Raw genomic sequence first — 15735 nt, 5'->3', positions numbered from 1 at the left:
GGTCGGGCCCGGGATCTTGCCCGGGGCCCACGCCAGCGACGGCGGCGGCTCGATCCGCACGCCCGCCTCGGCCTGCGGCCTGTTCGGCATGAAGCCTTCGCGGGGCCGGGTTTCCTTCGCGCCGCTGGGGGAGGGGTGGGGCGGCGCCTCGGTCCAGCATGCGGTCACGCGTTCGGTTCGCGACTCGGCCGTCCTGCTTGACATCGCCTGCCAGCCGCAGGCCGGCGACCCCTATTACCTGGCCGCGCCCTCCAGGCCTTACGCCGACGAGGTCGCCCGCCCGCCCGGCAGCCTGCGCATCGGCTTCACCACCGCGGCCCTGGCCTCGGACGCCCTGGATCCGGAATGCGCCCAGGCGGTGGTGGACGCCGCCAAGCTGTGCGCCAGCCTTGGCCACACGGTGGAGGAGGTGACCCTGCCGGGAAACTTGGCCGCCATGCAGCAGGCGGCGGGCGACGTCATCGCCGCCAGCGTCGCAGCCACCTTCGACGCGGAGGCCGAGCGCCGGGGACGCCCGGTCACTGACGCCGACGTGGAGATGCTGACCTGGGCCATGGCCCAACGTGGGGCTGGCGTCACCGGCGCCAGTTACGTTCGCGGCCTGGCGGCGATCCATGCCTATGGCCGGGCGGTGGCGGCGCTGTTCGAGACCTACGACGTGCTGTTGCTCTCGACCCTGGGCAGCCCGGCCATCCCCATCGGCCATCTCCATGAGGATCTGCGCCGGTTCAGCGAGCGGCTGTTCGCCTTCATGCCCAACACCCAGGCTTTCAACAACACCGGCCAGCCGGCCATGTCCGTGCCCCTCGCCTGGTCGAAGTCAAACCTGCCCATCGGCCTGCAGTTCGTGGGGCGGATGGGGGACGAGGCGACCCTGTTCCGCCTGGCCGGCCAGCTCGAGGTGGCCAAACCCTGGTTCAACCGCGTCGCGCCGATCTAGAACCTATTCAATGGGTTGTGAGGAATAGTTCGACCCACGCATGAGCTGCGTGGGGCCGGACTACGACTTCACGCGGCGCCTGAATCTGCGACACCGGCTCGCCGCTGCAGGAACAGGTAGGCCCCGATCATCCCGGTGGCCACCAGGCCGATCAGCAGGGTGGAGACCGCGTTGATCTCCGGGCTGACCCCGAGCCGCACCTGGCTGTAGATCCGCATCGGCAAGGTGGTGGCGCCCGGACCTGAGGTGAAGCTGGCGATCACCAGGTCGTCCAGGGACAGGGTGAAGGCCAGCATCCAGGCCGCCGCCACGGCGGGCGCGATATTGGGCAGGGTGACGGCGAAGAAGGCCTGGACCGGCGTGCACCCCAGGTCGCGGGCGGCCTCCTCCAGCGCCCTGTCAAAGCTCACCAGCCGGGCCTGGACCACCACGGTGGCGTAGCAGAGGGTGACGGTGGCGTGGCTGACCGTCACCGTCCAGAAGCCGCGCGGCAGGCCAAAGGCCACGAACAGCAGCAGCAGGGACAGCCCCAGGATCACCTCGGGCATCACCAGCGGCGCGTAGATCATGCCCGAGAACAGCAGCCGCCCGCGCCTCGACCGCACGAGGGCGACGGCCGCCAGCGTGCCGAGGACGGTGGCGAGGGTGGCGGAGATCAGCCCGACCCTGAGGGTCACGCCCAGGGCGTCCAGCAGCTGGTCGTCCCGCAGCAGGGCCGCGTACCACTTGGTGGAGAAGCCGCCCCAGACGGTCACCAGGCGGCTGGCGTTGAAGGAGTAGATCACCAGCAGGACGATGGGCAGGTAGAGGAAGGCCAGCCCCGCCGCCACCGAGGCCCGGTTGAAGGTGGAGGGTCCCTTCATTGGCCGGCCTCGATCATCTTCTGCTGCTGGCGCTGATACAGGACGATGGGGATCACCAGGGTGGCCAGCAGCACGATCGCCACCGCCGAGGCGGCCGGCCAGTCGCGGTTGGCGAAGAACTCCGTCCAGATGGTCTTGCCCAGCATCAAGGTGCCCGAGCCCCCCAGCAGGTCGGGGATCACGAACTCACCCACCATGGGGATGAAGCAGAGCAGGGCGCCGGCCCCGACGCCGGGCAGGGAGAGCGGGAAGGTCACCCGCCAGAAGGCCTGGGAGGGCGTGCAGCCGAGGTCGGCGGCGGCCTCCAGCTGGCTCTGGTCCTGCTTCTCCAGCACCGCGTAGAGCGGCAGAACCATGAAGGGCAGGTAGGCGTAGACCAGGCCGATATAGACCGCGGTGTCGGTGTTGAGGATGTTCAGTGGGCCGAGGCCCACCTGGGCCAGGGCTGCGTTCAGCAGGCCCTGCGGCTTCAGCAGCGCGATCCAGGCGTAGACCCGGATCAGGAAGCTCGTCCAGAACGGCAGGATCACCGCCATCAGCAACGCCAGCCGCTGCGAGGGCGGGAACCGCGACATGCCGTAGGCGATGGGATAGCCGATGATCAGCAGCAGGCCGGTGGCCACCGCCGCGAACTTCAGGCTCGACAGGTAGGAGGCGACATAGAGGCTGTCGCTGGTGAGCCGGGCATAGGTTTCGAAGTCCAGCGCGGCGAAGAAGGCCCGCACGCCCTCGATCCCCGCGCTCCAGTCGACGCGGGGCGCATAGGGCGGCATGGCCAGGGCCGTGTCCGACAGCGACAGCTTGGCCACCAGGAAGAACGGGAACAGGAAGAAGACGCCCAGCCACAGCAGGGGGGCGAGGGCGGCCAGGCCTGTCCGGGACCTGCCGCTCACCGCGTCAGCACCACGGCGGCGTCGGGGGTGAAGGTCAGCCAGACGGGGTCGTCGCAGGCGATGGGGCGCGCCACCAGCCGGGAGGCGTTGGCGCGCGCGGCGCGCACGGTGCGACCGCTCTCCAGCTCCACGACATAGGTGGTCCAGTCGCCGAGATAGCCATAGTCGGCCACCTTGCCGGCCATCCGGTTGGGGCCGTCCCTGGGCGGGTCGAGGTGAAGCTGGATCTTCTCCGGCCGCACGCCGAGCCAGGCGGTGGCGCCCACGGCCACCGCGTCGTCCTCCAGCGCCTCGAACCCGGCCGGGCAGTCGGCGGTGGTCATCTTCACCAGCTTGCCGTCGGCGGCCGTGACCGATCCCTCGAATAGGTTCACGTCGCCGATGAAGTCGGCCACGTAGCGGGAATTGGGGGTCTCATAGACCTCGGCGGGGCGGCCGATCTGCACGATCTGGCCCTCGCGCATCACCGCGATGCGGTCGGCGGTGACCATGGCCTCTTCCTGGTCATGGGTGACGATCAGGAACGTCATGCCCAGCCGCTGCTGCAGGGCGATGAGCTCGAACTGGGTCTCCTCGCGCAGCTTCTTGTCCAGGGCGGCCAGGGGCTCATCCAGCAGCAGCATCCTGGGATTGGGGGCGATGGCGCGGGCCAGGGCCACCCGCTGCCGCTGCCCGCCGGAAAGCTGGTGCGGCTTGCGCCGCGCCAGGCCATTGAGGCGCACGAGCTCCAGCATCTCCGCTACGCGATGGGCGATCTGCTCCTTCGGCATCCCTTGCTGCTTCAGGCCAAAGGCGATGTTCTGTTCGACCGAGAGGTGGGGGAACAGGGCGTAGGACTGGAACATCATGTTCACCGGCCGCTGGTGCGGCGGCCGGCCGGCCAGATCCTGCTCGGCCAGGGTGATGCGGCCGGCGTCCGGGGTCTCGAACCCGGCCAGCAGGCGCATCAGGGTGGTCTTGCCGCAGCCCGACGGGCCGAGCAGAGCGAAGAACTCGCTCTCATAGATCGAGAGCGAGACGTCGTTCACCGCGATCTCGGTCCCGAACCGCTTGGTCACGCCCTCGAACCGCACCAGCGGCTTCAGGTTCGGATCGGTCCAGGGCGCGAAGCTGGAGCGGACAGCGCCGATGTTCAGGCGCGGCCGCCGCGAGGTGGTCATTGGCCCGTCTGCACCCGGGTCCACTGGCGGTTCACGTCGCGCAGTAGGGTCTGGTCCTTGGTGGCGGTGACGAACAGCGTGTGGAGCTGGTCCGGCGTTGGATAGACGTTGGGATTGTCCCGCACCGCCGGATCGACCAGCGCTGTCGCCGCCTTGTTGGCGTTGGCGTACTCGGTGAAGGTCGAGGCCCGGGCGATCACTTCCGGACGCAGCATGTAGTTCAGGAATTTATAGGCGGCGGCGGGGTTTGGGGCGTCCTTGGGGATGGTGAAGACATCGAACCAGACCTGGCTGCCTTCCTTGGGCACCACATAGTCGAGATGCACCTTGTCACCGGCCTCGGCCGCGCGGCTCTTGGCCTGCAGCATGTCGCCGGAATAGCCGATGGCGATGCAGATATCGCCGTTGGCCAGGGCCTCGATGGACTGGGAGGAGTGGAACTTGCGGACATAGGGGCGGGCCTTCAGGAACATCTCCGTCGCCGCCTTGTAGTCCGCCAGGTCGGTGGAGTTGGGGTTCCGGCCCAGATAGTTGAGGGCGACGGCATACATGTCCTCGGACGCGTCGAGCCAGTAGACCCCGCAGTCCTTCAGCTTGGCCAGGTTCTCCGGCTTGAAGACCACATCCCAGCTGTCGATGGCCACGCCGGGCAGGCGCTTGGCGATGGCGTCCTTGTTGTAGCCGATGCCGATGGTGCCCCACATGTAGGGCACGGCGTACTTCGCCCCCGGATCGAAGGGCTCCATGTATTCCATGATCTCGGGCCAGAGGTTGGCGAGCCCGTTCAGCTGGGCCTTGTCCAATGGCTGGACGGCGCCGGCGGAAATGTAGCGCGGGACGTTGTGGTTGGAGGGGACCACCAGGTCGTAGCCGGTGTTTCCCTGTAGCACCTTGGTCTCAAGAACCTCATTGGAATCAAAGGTGTCGTAGACGACCTTGATCCCGGTCTCCTTGGTGAAGTCGGTGAGGATGGCCGGGTCGATATAGTCCGACCAGTTGTAGAGGTGCAGGGTCTCGGCGCCGCCCTTGCCGCAGGACCCCAGCACCAGAGCCGCCACCCCGAGCGCAGCCGCGCTCAGCCGCTTCCTCCAACCCCTCATCGCCGTCTCCCCTTTGCGTCGGCCAAGGTTATAGGGCTGCGGTCGCCTGCGTTAAGTGCGAAATCGATGTGCGTCCGAGCCGGAGCCCCCCATGCCCATGACCACGGCGGCCATCGCCCCGATCCTGCTGCTGATCGCCTCCAAGGTCTTCATGACCTTCGCCTGGTACGGGCACCTGAAGGTGGAGCACCGGCCGATCTGGCTGCTGATCCTGGCCAGCTGGGGGATCGCCTTCTTCGAGTACTGCCTGGCGGTCCCGGCCAACCGGATCGGGCGCGGGGTCTACGATCCCATGGAGCTGAAGGCGATGCAGGAGGTGATCACCCTGGTGATCTTCGCCATCTTCTCGGTGCATATCTGGGGGAGCGGTTCACCTGGAATCACGCCATCGGGTTCCTGCTGATCGCCGCCGGCGCCTTCTTCGTCTTCAAGGGACCTTTGTGATGCCGGCGCAGATCGACCCCTTCCACGCCATCGGCATCAGCACGCTCGCCCACAAGCTCAAGGCCGAGGGCGCGTCGATCATCCACATGGAGTTCGGCCAGCCGTCCACCGGGGCGCCGCACGCGGCCATTGCCGTGGGCCACGAGATGCTGGACGCCGACCGCGGCGGCTACTGGGAGAGTGCTGCGCTACGCGACCGGATCGCCAGGCACTATCTCGAAACCTATGGCGTCACCGTCGCGCCCGAGCGGATCATCCTGACCTGCGGCGCCTCGCCCGCCCTGGTCCTGGCCCTGGCCTCGGTCTTCGATCCCGGTGACCGCGTCGCCCTGGCGCGCCCCGGCTACGTGGCTTACCGCAATACGCTCAAGGCCCTGCACATGGAGCCGGTGGAGATCGCCTGCGGTCCGGAGAGCCGGTTCCAGCTTACCGCCGCGCACCTGGCGGCTCTGGATCCCGCCCCCGCCGGGGTGATCGTCGCGAGTCCCGCCAATCCCACCGGCACCATCATTGAGGCCACCGAGCTGGAGGCCATCGCCAGGGTCTGCCGCGAGCGCGGCATCCGCATCGTCTCCGACGAGATCTATCACGGCCTCAGCTATGTGGGGCCTGCGCACTCCATGCTGGAATTCGAGCCGGACACCCTGGTGGTGAACAGCTTCTCCAAATATTTCAGCATGGTGGGCTGGCGTCTTGGCTGGTTGCTGGCGCCGGCGCGGGACCTGTCGCGAGCCCGGGCCTATGTCGGAAACCTGTTCCTGACCGCGCCCTCGCTCAGCCAGCATGTGGGCCTGGCGGCCATGGACGAACGCGAAGAGCTGGACGCCAATGTCGAGGTCTACCGCGCCAACCGCGACCTGCTGCTGACGGCCCTGCCCAAGCTTGGTCTGACCCAGATCGCGCCGCCGGACGGCGCCTTCTACATCTATGCCGACATCGGCCACCTGACCCAGGACAGCCTGGGGTTCTGCAAGGACCTGCTGCGTGAGACCGGCGTCGCCACCGCCCCGGGGCTCGACTTCGATCCCGTGGAGGGCGGCCACTTCATCCGCTTCAGCTTCGCGGTCTCGACGCCGCAGATCGAGGAGGCGATCGGCCGCCTGATCCCCTGGTTTGCGGCGCGGGCGGCGAAGACCTAGGCCGCCTTCGCCCGACGCGGCATCAGGCCGAGCACTGCGCCGGCCACCAGGTAGGCCACCAACTGATAGCCCATGTTGATGATCACCAGGTTCGGGAGCAGGCCCATATACAGGCCCATATAGAGGTACTCGATGGCCATGGTGGTGAAGTTGAAGAAGAACCACACCGCCGCCGCCGCCCCGATGCCGGCCAGGGAATTGATCCCCGTGCGGGCGAAGACCCAGGCCAGGCCGACCACCAGGATCAGGGTGTTCACCACCCCCAGGCTCTGGGTCACTACGATGTTGGACATGTCTGGCTCGCGGCCGATGGAGTCGCGATAGGCGGCGCTCCAGGCCTCGCCCAGCACCGGGCCGTACCAGAGGAAGCCCAGGGCCTCCAGCAGGACGACGCAGATGAGGATGGCGATCCAGTTGATGTTCTTGAACATTGTCTCTTCCCTTCTGCCGGTGCGGCTCTGACGGCCACATCGGATACCGATGTTATGTTGAAGCTTGACGCGGGGAAAGACGGGAGCCTCTTGCGCGGGCGGCTTGGGGAAACCCGATAGGGCGCCCTATAAGCCGCGCTTACCGCCGCTCCTCATTTCGAGTTCCGCCATGTCCCGCATCCTCATCACCTCGGCCTTGCCCTACATCAATGGGATCAAGCACCTGGGGAACCTGGCGGGCTCCATGCTGCCGGCCGACGTCTATGCCCGGTTCCAGCGGTCGCGGGGCCGGGAGACTCTCTACATCTGCGCCACCGACGAGCATGGCACGCCGGCCGAGCTGGGCGCCGCGGCCCTGGGCCAGGACGTGCGGTCCTATTGCGACGACCAGCACCAGATCCAGCGGGACCTCTATGCCGGCTTCGGCATCAGCTTCGACCATTTCGGCCGTTCGTCGTCGGTCGAGAACCGCACCCTGACCCAGCGCTTCGCCCAGGGGCTGTGGGAGGCCGGCTTCATCGAAGGCCGGGTCACCAAGCAGGTCTATTCCAACGCCGACAAGCGCTTCCTGCCCGACCGCTATGTGGTCGGCACCTGCCCGCACTGCGGCTACAACGCCGCCCGCGGCGACCAGTGCGACAACTGCACCCGCCAGCTCGACCCGGTCGACCTGATCCAACCGCGCTCCTCGGTCTCGGGCTCGGGGGACATCGAGATCCGCGACAGCCTGCACCTGTTCCTCAAACAGACCGCCTTCGACGGCAAGCTGCGCGACTGGATCACCGGCAAGAAGGGCAAGTGGCCGGTCCTGGTCACCTCCACGGCGCTGAAATGGCTGGACGAGGGGCTGCAGGATCGCGGTATCACCCGAGACCTGGAATGGGGCGTGCCGGTCAACGCCGCCGACTGGGGGCCCAACCCGGCGGGCGAGCGTCCCGACGTGGCGGGTCTCGCGGGCAAGGTGTTCTACGTCTGGTTCGACGCCCCCATCGAGTACATTGGCGCGACCTGGGAATGGTCGGCCGCCAAACCGGGCGCCGACCCGGCCAGCGAGGCCGAGTACGAAAGCTGGTGGCGCGGCCCGGCGGCCGATGACGTCAGCTACGTGGAGTTCATGGGCAAGGACAACGTGCCTTTCCACACCGTGGGCTTCCCCTGCACCCTGTTCGGCTCCAACGAGACGAAGAACGCCGATGGCTCGTGGCGGCCGTCCTCCAATGCGCCCTGGAAGCTGGTGGACACCCTCAAGGGCTTCAACTGGCTCAACTATTACGGCGGCCGGTTCTCCACCACCCACCAGCGCGGGGTGTTCATCGACGCGGCGCTTGAGATCCTGCCCGCCGACTATTGGCGCTGGTGGATCATGGCCAACGCGCCCGAGAGCAGCGACACCATGTTCACCTGGGAGCAGTTCCAGGCCCAGGTGAACGCCGACCTGGCCGACGTGCTGGGCAACTTCGTCAACCGCATCCTGAAGTTCACCGAGACGCGCTTCGAGGGCGTGGTCCCTGAGGGCGGCGAGCCCGGCCCGCTGGAGGACAAGCTGCACGCTGACGTCGCGGCCAAGCTCGCCGAACTGAACGAGCAGATGGAGGCCATCGACTTCCGCAAGGCGACGCAAGCCCTGCGGCAGCTCTGGGTGCTGGGCAACCAGTACCTGACCGAGGCCGCCCCGTGGACCGCCATCAAGACCGACCCCGCCCGCGCGGCGGTCGCGGTGCGTACCGGCCTGAACCTGGTGGCCCTGTTCGCCAAGGTCTCCGAACCCTTCATCCCCTTCGCGGCCGAGAAGATCGCCGGCGGTGTGGGTGAGGCCTTCCCCGGCAAATGGCCAACTGGGGAGGGTGTCCTCGACATCCTGCCCGCTGGGCGCAAGGTCGAAGCCCCGGAGGTGCTGTTCAAGAAGATCGAGAACGATCAGGTCGCCGCCTGGCTGGAACGCTTCGGCGGACCCGAGCCGGCCGAGGCTGAGGCCTAGGCTTGGGCCTCAGCGAACCACCGCATCCGATAGGCGTTCATCGCCGTCTCGCCGAGGCGGTCCAGCAGGCGGTAGTTGACGAAGGCGCCCACCGGCGCGCCGATCACCGGGATCATCTGGGCCAGCTTGGCCAGGTCGATGTAATCCCGGTACTCCTGCTGGAACCGGCGCCAGTCGAGGCTTTCCAGGCCGCCGGCCGCCATGGCCCGGGCGCTGTCCCAGTCGGCCAGGGCCCCATAGGCCTCGGGCCGGCGCGAGGCGCTGGAGAAGGCCAGGCTGAAGATGCGCAGGATGTAGAGCCGCTCGGCCAGATCGTCGCCGGAATGGCCGTAGATCGCCGCCAAATCAAACAGCAGCTTGATCTTCAGTCCGATCAGCACCGGAAAGTCGGCCGCCGCCAGCAGGAAACCGCCGGCCCCGGCCACCCCGCCCTCGGCCGCGGCGGTGGTGCGCCAGGCCATGATCTTGTCGCGGGCCTGGGCCTCGCGCGCCCGCAGGGTGGCGCCCTCGACAGGCGGCGGGCTGGTGTAGTCGGCTCCGGTCAGGATGGCCCGGGTCATCTGCTCCATGGCGCCGGTGATGACGCCGTGCACCTTCTCCGGGATCAGGTTGTTGATGCGGTCCTGCACATTGCGCGCGGCCTTATCGAAGGCGCCAGCGGGCCGGAGCACGCGCTCGCGCCAGGCCGCCATCTCGGCCAGGACCTGGGCGTCATAGGCGACGTCTGAAATCTCACTCATGGCGAGCGGTGTGAACGGGAGATCGCCGAGCCGCAAGCCCGCTCGCGACACCATACCCCCAACTCGAAAAACACCCCGACCGCGCGGAAAGGCCTCGCCTCCCGCGGTAACCCTCGCCATAAAGTCCGCATTCAACGGCGCGTTGACGCCGATCATTCGTTTCGCGAGGAAGCTCCATTGCGCAATCTGTTCAGCGTTGAAGGCAAGGTCGTTCTGGTCACCGGCGGGAGCCGCGGCATCGGCGAGATGATCGCCCGCGGCTATGTCGAGAACGGCGCCAAGGTGTACATCTCCTCGCGCAAGGCCGAGGTCTGCGACCGGGTGGCCGAGGAGCTGTCGGAATACGGGACTTGCATCTCTCTGCCCTTCGACCTGGGGGGCATGGCCGGCATCGAGGGCCTGGCTGCGGCCGTCGCCGAGCGGGAAGACAAGCTCCACGTCCTGGTCAACAACGCCGGCGCCACCTGGGGCGCGCCCATCGACGAGTTCCCGGAGAGCGGCTGGGACAAGGTGGTGGACCTCAACACCAAGTCGGTCTTCTTCCTGACCCAGAAGCTGCTGCCGCAACTGCGCGCCGCCGCCACCCACGAGGACCCCGCCCGGGTGATCAACATCGCCTCGGTGAACGGCATCGAGCCCCCCGGCCTGGAGACCTATTCCTACTCCACCTCCAAGGCCGGCTGCATCATGCTGACCCGCCACCTGGCCAAGCGCCTCGCGCCTGAGCACATCTGCGTCAACGCCATCGCCCCGGGGCCTTTCCCCAGCCACATGATGGCCGCGACCCTGGCCCGCGCCGGCGACGCCATCGCCAAGGGCAACCCGCGCGGGCGCATCGGCACGCCGGAAGACATCGCCGGGGTGGCGATCTTCCTGTCCTCGCGGGCCTCGGCCTACACCACGGGGACGACCGTCCCCTGCGACGGTGGTTCGGCCGAGTTCTAGCTCGCCGTTCTAGCTATTGGCCGCCCGCCTTATCGGCCCTATCAGGGTCGGCATGGCGGGCGGTTGGCTGATCGGCGTGATGGTGCAGGCTCCGGAGGAGAAGGCCTTCCTGCGCCACTACTTCGCGGTCGGTCACGAGGACCGCGCCAAGGCCGAGTGGACCGGCGTCGACCATGCGCTGAAGGCGGGCATCGTCGCCTCCAGCCCGGTGGACGGGCTTGAGCCGGTCCAGGCCATCAGCCAGGTCCCGGCCACCATGATGAAGAGCCTTGGCCTGGCCGACGGTCAGGTTCGTGCGCTGGGTTGGCAGTATCCCCGCCGCTGGATCATTCCGCACCTGACCGTTTAGCCAGGATGGCGCGGGCCGCCGCAGCGCCGGTGGCGAAGCAGGCCTGCAGCAGGTAGCCCCCGGTGGGCGCCTCCCAGTCCAGCATCTCGCCAGCCACATAGACGTCCGTGCACGCCTTCAGCATCAGGTGCTCATCCACGGCGTCGAGACGTACCCCGCCCGCTGTGGAGATTGCCCGCGCAAGACCCTGTAATCCCGTCAGCTTGAGCGGTGCGCGCTTGATGGCGGCGGCCAGGTCGGTAGGCAGGGCCACGCCGTGCGCCTCCCGCAGCAGGTTGATCTCCAGGGGCGAGAGATTGGCGGCCTTGCGCAGGAAGGTGGCCGCCGACTGACCGCCGCGCGGGCGGTTCAGGCGGGCCGCGAGTTGCGCTGTCGTCAGGTCCGGGCGCAGGTCGACCTCGATAGTGGTCGACCCGTCAGCCGTGATCGCCGCACGGAGATCGGAGGAGAGGGCGTAGATCACGCCGCCCTCAATGCCATAGCTGGCTACAACGGCCTCGCCGCGCACCGTGCGGCGGCCATGGGTGACGGCGATGGCCTTCAGGGGCTGGCCAGCGAACCGCTCCCGGAAGACCGGGCTCCAGTCCAAGGTGAAGCCGCCGTTGGCCGGCTCGAAGGGCGCCAGTTCAACGCCTTGGCGGGCCAGGACCGTCGCCCAGGCCCCGTCGGAACCCAGCTTGGCCCAGCTGGCTCCGCCCAGGGCCAGGACGGTGGCGGACGGGCGGGCCGTCTCGCCGTTCTCAAACAGCAGCGCACCATCCTCGGTCCAGCCGCGCCAGGTCATGCGGGTTCGGAACCTCACGCCCTGCGCGTCCAGCCGGGCCAGCCAGGCGCGGAGCAGGGGGGAGGCCTTCAGGCTCGCGGGAAACACCCGGCCGCTGGACCCCACGAAGGTCGCCTGACCCAAGCCCTCGGCCCAGGCGATCAGGTCACCGGGTGTGAAGGCCTCCAGCAGCAGCTTCAGCATCTTTCCCGCCGCGCCATAGCGACCGAGGAAGGGGCGGAAGTCCTCGGAGTGGGTCAGGTTCAGCCCGCCTCGGCCGGCCATCAGGAACTTCCGTCCCAGGCTCGGCATGCGCTCATAGACCGTGACCGACCGACCCGCGGCGCTCAGCACCTCGGCGGCCATCAGACCCGCCGGCCCACCGCCGATCACCGCAACCGTTTCGTCCATGGCAGGGGTTTAGCCGAGGCCGCGTTCCGCGTCCGCAAACTGTCGCCCGACCGTGTGGGAATGTGCGATGGTGGAAGTCCAAAGCAGGGGCCCCATCATGAAACCACCGTCCAAGGATAACCCCCGCACCTATGCGCCGCCGACCCCCAAGGTCGCCCGCATGAAGCCTGGCAAGGTGCTGACCGCGGCGGAAAAGGCCGCGTTCCTGGCCTCGCGGCCGGACTTGAAGAAGTAGGGAGACGTCCCGCATCGCAGGAAAATCCCCGGGGGACATGGGTCGGGGACTTTCCTGCCCGCGACTGGAGTGTTGGGGCTCGTCGCTAGACCTCCAACGCTAATGGCTCAGCTTGGTTCCCCGGGATTGTGAACGGCCGGCGCCAAGCCTCGTTCAGCCAAGGTTCAAGCGCACACCGCCATTGTGCAAATCAAGGCCGGACGTCAATTCCCGTCCCTCAACGCGACGTCCGACCCCCGGCGCGCCAGGTTCCCTCCCGGACTTGGCGCGCCGTTCTGCTTTCGGGGCCGCCGAGCGTTCGCCAGGCTTCGCCTCTGCCGTTGGTTCTGTTAGGCCGGATGGGGGGAACACACGCCATGCTTGAGACAACGACCGCCTATGGGCTCGACTGGCTGGTGCCCACCGCCGACACGGGTGTCAGCAGGGCGCTCCGTGAGTTCGGCGAGTTCGCCAGGCCCGAGGTGGAGTTGATCGCCGAGCTGGTCGGCGGCGGCGCCTATGTGGATGTCGGCGCAAACCTCGGATCGATCGCCCTCCCTGTCGCGCAAGCTGGGGGGCGGGTCATCGCGATCGAGGCCAATCGCGACCTCGCGGGCCTGCTGGCTACCAACGCCCTCAACAATCGCCTCTACAATGTCCAGGTTCACCACGCCGCCGTCGGTGAAGTTCGGCGCCTCGCCAAATTCCCAATGGTGCCGCTGTCGGAGGTGACCAACCTCGGCACCTCGGGATTTCATCTCGCGGGGCGCTACCCGGAGGAGGTGGTGCAAATGACCACACTGGACGCCATCACCCCGCGGGACACGACGGTCATAAAGATCGATGTCGAGGGTTACGAAAACCAGGTGATGATCGGCGCCAAGTCGGTCCTCAGGGACATCCGGCCGGTCTGGATTGTTGAATCGGGAAGCGACACGCCGGGAAACCGGGTGGTGATGGAGATGTTCCTCTCCGCCGGCTATCGGTTGTGGTGGTTCCTGGCCCCGTTTGTCACCCGGCAGACCAGTCGCTCCGGCGATCCTTCAATGCTGACGCGCGGGGACTTCAACATCCTCGCCATGCCCGACGGCCGCGAGCCACCGTGGATTATGCCCGAAGTGGCAGACCGTTCGCCGCGACCAGTCGGGCTAAAACACTACCCCTATCTCGCCCGGTTCGGCTTCTGAACGACGGGTCCGGAAGCGGAACGGGCCGCCTGACGGCGCGCTAGGCTCCCTCCCGGACTGTACGCGCCGTGGCAGGCCTGAACCGGTCCGATGCGGCCCGGTCGGCTGGGGCCGACCCCGGCTGTCCAGTTGACACCGTCGTCCCCATGAGTGGCGCTCGCCGCCAGCGTTGCCGCCAATCGCGGCGACCAGCGCGTCCAGCTCTTGGCGGGCAGCAGCTCGCGGCCTTGGATCAGGACGAAGGCGTTCCCCGCAAAGCCGTGCACCAGACCGAAGTGCTGACGCTGAGCGCCGTAGAGGTCCTGGGTCCAGATCAGCGTTGGCAAATCCGGCACGCGAACAATGGTCGCCTCCAACGCCTGTGCGCCCGCGCGAAAATAGGTCGACCCATCGGGCCTCACCCGTTGCGCGATGCATTTGAAGCGCCGCCAGCAGAGTGCCCGGCGCGCCCCACATGAGCTCCTGCGCCGGGTCATGGGTGTTGGCAGCGATGACTTCAGCCAGGGCGTCAGCGATGACCGGCGAGGGGGCTAGCCGCGCCCGCGCCGAAGTAGAGATCCGTCAGGCGCGGCGAGCCATCGTCCCTGTCCTTCGGGTGGGTCGCCCACAGGCCGCGGTCGTCTACGCTGGCCCGTGCGTCGGTGACGATCAGCTCGATCTCTGCTCGCGCGGCGCCGGCCTCCCAAGGCAGGGCGCTCAGTGGTTCGTGCCGATCCGCAGGATAGAGTTCGGTCATCCGTCGCGCGGTCAGTGTTTCCCGGGTTTGATGTCCAGGAAGTCCGGCGCCGCGGCGTTGTAGGCCGGGGTGTAGCCCAGGCGCTGGATGGCGTCGCGGTGACCTTCCCACATCATGTGCAGGGCGACGTAGAGCACGATCACCAGGCCCACATATCCGATCCAGCGATAGCGCTGCAGCAGGTTGGCGATCCAGCTGGCGGCGATCCCCATCAGGGCGATCGAGAAGATCAGGCCGAACACCAGCACCGAGGGGTGTTCGCGCGCCGCGCCGGCCACGGCCAGGACGTTGTCCAGGCTCATGGAGAGGTCGGCGATCAGGATCTGCAGGAAGGCGGCCTTGAAGGTCTTGGCCTCGCGCTCGGGCGGGTTTTCGGAGATCGCCTCGGCCTGGGCGTGGGTGGCCTGCTCGCGCATCTCGCGCCACATCTTCCAGCAGACCCAGAGCAGCAGGATCCCGCCGCCGAACAGCAGGCCGATGATCCCGAGCAGCTGGGTGGTGATCAGGGCGAAACCGATCCGCATGACCACAGCGGCGGCGAGGCCCCACATGATCACCTTGCGCCGCTGCTCCGCCGGCAGCCCGCCGGCGGCCAGGCCCACGGCCACGGCGTTGTCGCCGGCCAGGACCAGGTCGATCATCATGACCTGCAGGAAGGCGGAGCCGGCCGCCAGGACGTCGGGGCTGAAGAGAGTTTCCATGGCTAGTTCCGTCCGGCGTAGTGGGCCGCGACTTCGTCGGGCGTGATGGCGAGGGGGGCTGGCAGAGGGGCGTTATAGGCGCCGACACGCCCGAGGTCGACCACGACGGTGCGGTGACCTTTCCAGATCGTATGCAGCGCCCCGGAAAATGCGCCGGCCAGGCCCAAGATGCCGAGCCTGCGCAACTTCAGCAACTTGGCGATCCAGCTGGGGGCCCTGCGCCGCTGATTCCCTGGCGGACCGGCGTCCGACAGTCCGATCGCCAAGGCGCGACCGCAGACCAGCGGCAGGTCGAACATGGCCACCCGGAAGAGAGCGGTGAGGCCCCCGGCGGCGGGCAGGTGCGGGACAGCGAGCAGCATCGCCTCTCAATGCCGCGACCCGCCACCCGGGGCAAGGCGAGCTTCTCCCTCCCCAGCGCGGGGAGGGAGGGCGGCCCTAGTGGGCGTGCTCGGGCTGCTTGTGATGCGCGTCATGGCCATGGGCAGCGCCGTGACCGTGATCGTCATGTCCCTGGGCCGGGGCGTGACCGTGGTCATCGTGAGCGACGGCGTGGGCGCCGGCATGGTCATCGTGCGCTGCGTGGCCATGGTCGTCATGGGCCGCGTGGGCGCCGTGGCCATGACTGTCGTGAGCCTCGGCGTGACCGTGGGCATCGTGCGCTGCGTGGTCGTCGTGCGCCCCGTGGCCGTGATCGTCGGCCGCATGGCTGTCGTGGCCATGATTGTCGGCGTGCCCGTG

The 15735-nt window shown here is 67.9% G+C and carries 18 protein-coding genes and 1 pseudogene; 9 read left to right on the top strand and 10 right to left on the bottom strand.

Annotated features, from left to right (window positions below):
* Positions 1-940 (top strand): amidase (locus tag OCL97_RS21590; protein ID WP_377371767.1); only part of this gene is annotated, 940 nt, incomplete at its 5' end.
* 68 nt (positions 941-1008) lie between these two features.
* Here the strand turns inward: OCL97_RS21590 and OCL97_RS21585 are convergent.
* The 4 genes from OCL97_RS21585 to OCL97_RS21570 are packed head-to-tail and all read right to left on the bottom strand — an operon-like array spanning position 1009 to position 4956.
* The gene (locus tag OCL97_RS21585) at positions 1009-1803 is read right to left on the bottom strand and encodes an ABC transporter permease (RefSeq protein WP_377371766.1); all 795 of its coding nucleotides are present in this window, start codon (positions 1801-1803) and stop codon (positions 1009-1011) included.
* Positions 1800-2696: an ABC transporter permease gene (locus OCL97_RS21580; RefSeq protein WP_304781248.1), complete on the bottom strand. Its 897-nt coding sequence runs from the start codon at positions 2694-2696 to the stop codon at positions 1800-1802. The genes OCL97_RS21585 and OCL97_RS21580 overlap by 4 nt, the downstream gene beginning before the upstream one ends.
* Positions 2693-3856: an ABC transporter ATP-binding protein gene (locus tag OCL97_RS21575; protein WP_377371765.1), complete on the bottom strand. Its 1164-nt coding sequence runs from the start codon at positions 3854-3856 to the stop codon at positions 2693-2695. The genes OCL97_RS21580 and OCL97_RS21575 overlap by 4 nt, the downstream gene beginning before the upstream one ends.
* Positions 3853-4956, bottom strand: coding sequence for a polyamine ABC transporter substrate-binding protein (locus OCL97_RS21570; RefSeq protein WP_377371764.1), 1104 nt, complete (start codon positions 4954-4956; stop codon positions 3853-3855). The genes OCL97_RS21575 and OCL97_RS21570 overlap by 4 nt, the downstream gene beginning before the upstream one ends.
* A gap of 91 nt (positions 4957-5047) precedes the next feature.
* On the opposite strand from OCL97_RS21570, the pseudogene OCL97_RS21565 reads away from it, so the two are divergent.
* Together OCL97_RS21565 and OCL97_RS21560 are read left to right on the top strand one after the other, a co-directional pair.
* A pseudogene (locus tag OCL97_RS21565) lies at positions 5048-5400 on the top strand (DMT family protein).
* A complete protein-coding gene (locus OCL97_RS21560) occupies positions 5400-6539 on the top strand; it encodes an aminotransferase class I/II-fold pyridoxal phosphate-dependent enzyme (RefSeq protein WP_377371763.1) in 1140 nt (379 codons plus the stop codon). The pseudogene OCL97_RS21565 and the gene OCL97_RS21560 overlap by 1 nt, the downstream one beginning before the upstream one ends.
* Here the strand turns inward: OCL97_RS21560 and OCL97_RS21555 are convergent.
* Positions 6536-6970, bottom strand: a complete 435-nt coding sequence (locus OCL97_RS21555) for a DUF1761 domain-containing protein (RefSeq protein WP_377371762.1) — start codon at positions 6968-6970, stop codon at positions 6536-6538. The genes OCL97_RS21560 and OCL97_RS21555 overlap by 4 nt on opposite strands.
* Positions 6971-7139: 169 nt before the next feature.
* On the opposite strand from OCL97_RS21555, the gene metG reads away from it, so the two are divergent.
* A complete protein-coding gene (metG, locus tag OCL97_RS21550; protein WP_377371761.1) occupies positions 7140-8948 on the top strand; it encodes a methionine--tRNA ligase in 1809 nt (602 codons plus the stop codon).
* Here the strand turns inward: metG and OCL97_RS21545 are convergent.
* Positions 8945-9688 carry an EcsC family protein gene (locus tag OCL97_RS21545; protein ID WP_377371760.1) on the bottom strand — a complete coding sequence of 248 codons (744 nt, stop codon included), beginning with the start codon at positions 9686-9688 and terminating at the stop codon, positions 8945-8947. The two genes, metG and OCL97_RS21545, sit on opposite strands and share 4 nt — an antisense overlap.
* Before the next feature lie 177 nt (positions 9689-9865).
* Here OCL97_RS21545 and OCL97_RS21540 point away from each other — a divergent pair, with 177 nt between their 5' ends.
* Positions 9866-10633 carry an SDR family oxidoreductase gene (locus tag OCL97_RS21540; protein ID WP_377371759.1) on the top strand — a complete coding sequence of 256 codons (768 nt, stop codon included), beginning with the start codon at positions 9866-9868 and terminating at the stop codon, positions 10631-10633.
* Between the two features lie 52 nt (positions 10634-10685).
* Complete coding sequence (locus tag OCL97_RS21535; RefSeq protein WP_377371758.1) at positions 10686-10982, top strand: hypothetical protein; 297 nt, start codon at positions 10686-10688, stop codon at positions 10980-10982.
* Here OCL97_RS21535 and OCL97_RS21530 read toward each other — a convergent pair.
* Complete coding sequence (locus OCL97_RS21530; protein ID WP_377371757.1) at positions 10960-12156, bottom strand: BaiN/RdsA family NAD(P)/FAD-dependent oxidoreductase; 1197 nt, start codon at positions 12154-12156, stop codon at positions 10960-10962. The genes OCL97_RS21535 and OCL97_RS21530 overlap by 23 nt on opposite strands.
* 97 nt (positions 12157-12253) lie before the next feature.
* On the opposite strand from OCL97_RS21530, the gene OCL97_RS21525 reads away from it, so the two are divergent.
* Entirely contained in the window at positions 12254-12391 is a 138-nt protein-coding gene (locus OCL97_RS21525; RefSeq protein ID WP_293492266.1) for a hypothetical protein, read from the top strand.
* Positions 12392-12747: 356 nt separating this feature from the next.
* Complete coding sequence (locus tag OCL97_RS21520; RefSeq protein WP_377371756.1) at positions 12748-13557, top strand: FkbM family methyltransferase; 810 nt, start codon at positions 12748-12750, stop codon at positions 13555-13557.
* A gap of 508 nt (positions 13558-14065) precedes the next feature.
* Here the strand turns inward: OCL97_RS21520 and OCL97_RS21515 are convergent.
* Genes OCL97_RS21515 through OCL97_RS21505 form a run of 3 tightly spaced genes read right to left on the bottom strand, consistent with a single transcriptional unit; the run spans position 14066 to position 15356 of the window.
* On the bottom strand, positions 14066-14293 hold the full coding sequence (locus OCL97_RS21515) for a hypothetical protein (RefSeq protein WP_377371754.1): 228 nt from the start codon (positions 14291-14293) through the stop codon (positions 14066-14068).
* 11 nt (positions 14294-14304) lie between these two features.
* Positions 14305-14994: a TerC family protein gene (locus OCL97_RS21510; protein ID WP_377371753.1), complete on the bottom strand. Its 690-nt coding sequence runs from the start codon at positions 14992-14994 to the stop codon at positions 14305-14307.
* Between the two features lie 2 nt (positions 14995-14996).
* Entirely contained in the window at positions 14997-15356 is a 360-nt protein-coding gene (locus OCL97_RS21505) for a hypothetical protein (protein WP_377371750.1), read from the bottom strand.
* A gap of 85 nt (positions 15357-15441) precedes the next feature.
* On the opposite strand from OCL97_RS21505, the gene OCL97_RS21500 reads away from it, so the two are divergent.
* On the top strand, positions 15442-15735 hold a 294-nt coding region (locus OCL97_RS21500; protein ID WP_377371748.1), incomplete at its 3' end, for a hypothetical protein.

The sequence above is a fragment of the Phenylobacterium ferrooxidans genome (assembly GCF_042714595.1).
Lineage (GTDB): Bacteria > Pseudomonadota > Alphaproteobacteria > Caulobacterales > Caulobacteraceae > Phenylobacterium > Phenylobacterium ferrooxidans.
The sequence above is the reverse complement of the archived record's forward strand: the minus strand, read 5'-3'. Positions and strand labels throughout refer to the sequence as shown.

Bases quoted from the DNA above. Each gene is read 5' to 3' on its own strand.
- OCL97_RS21515 (WP_377371754.1), bottom strand. From the start codon at position 14,293: ATGACCGAACTCTATCCTGCGGATCGGCACGAACCACTGAGCGCCCTG.
- OCL97_RS21525 (WP_293492266.1), top strand. From the start codon at position 12,254: ATGAAACCACCGTCCAAGGATAACCCCCGCACCTATGCGCCGCCGACC.
- metG (WP_377371761.1), top strand. From the start codon at position 7,140: ATGTCCCGCATCCTCATCACCTCGGCCTTGCCCTACATCAATGGGATC.
- OCL97_RS21510 (WP_377371753.1), bottom strand. From the start codon at position 14,994: ATGGAAACTCTCTTCAGCCCCGACGTCCTGGCGGCCGGCTCCGCCTTC.
- OCL97_RS21545 (WP_377371760.1), bottom strand. From the start codon at position 9,688: ATGAGTGAGATTTCAGACGTCGCCTATGACGCCCAGGTCCTGGCCGAG.
- OCL97_RS21505 (WP_377371750.1), bottom strand. From the start codon at position 15,356: ATGCTGCTCGCTGTCCCGCACCTGCCCGCCGCCGGGGGCCTCACCGCT.
- OCL97_RS21585 (WP_377371766.1), bottom strand. From the start codon at position 1,803: ATGAAGGGACCCTCCACCTTCAACCGGGCCTCGGTGGCGGCGGGGCTG.
- OCL97_RS21530 (WP_377371757.1), bottom strand. From the start codon at position 12,156: ATGGACGAAACGGTTGCGGTGATCGGCGGTGGGCCGGCGGGTCTGATG.
- OCL97_RS21520 (WP_377371756.1), top strand. From the start codon at position 12,748: ATGCTTGAGACAACGACCGCCTATGGGCTCGACTGGCTGGTGCCCACC.
- OCL97_RS21535 (WP_377371758.1), top strand. From the start codon at position 10,686: ATGGCGGGCGGTTGGCTGATCGGCGTGATGGTGCAGGCTCCGGAGGAG.
- OCL97_RS21570 (WP_377371764.1), bottom strand. From the start codon at position 4,956: ATGAGGGGTTGGAGGAAGCGGCTGAGCGCGGCTGCGCTCGGGGTGGCG.
- OCL97_RS21575 (WP_377371765.1), bottom strand. From the start codon at position 3,856: ATGACCACCTCGCGGCGGCCGCGCCTGAACATCGGCGCTGTCCGCTCC.
- OCL97_RS21555 (WP_377371762.1), bottom strand. From the start codon at position 6,970: ATGTTCAAGAACATCAACTGGATCGCCATCCTCATCTGCGTCGTCCTG.
- OCL97_RS21560 (WP_377371763.1), top strand. From the start codon at position 5,400: ATGCCGGCGCAGATCGACCCCTTCCACGCCATCGGCATCAGCACGCTC.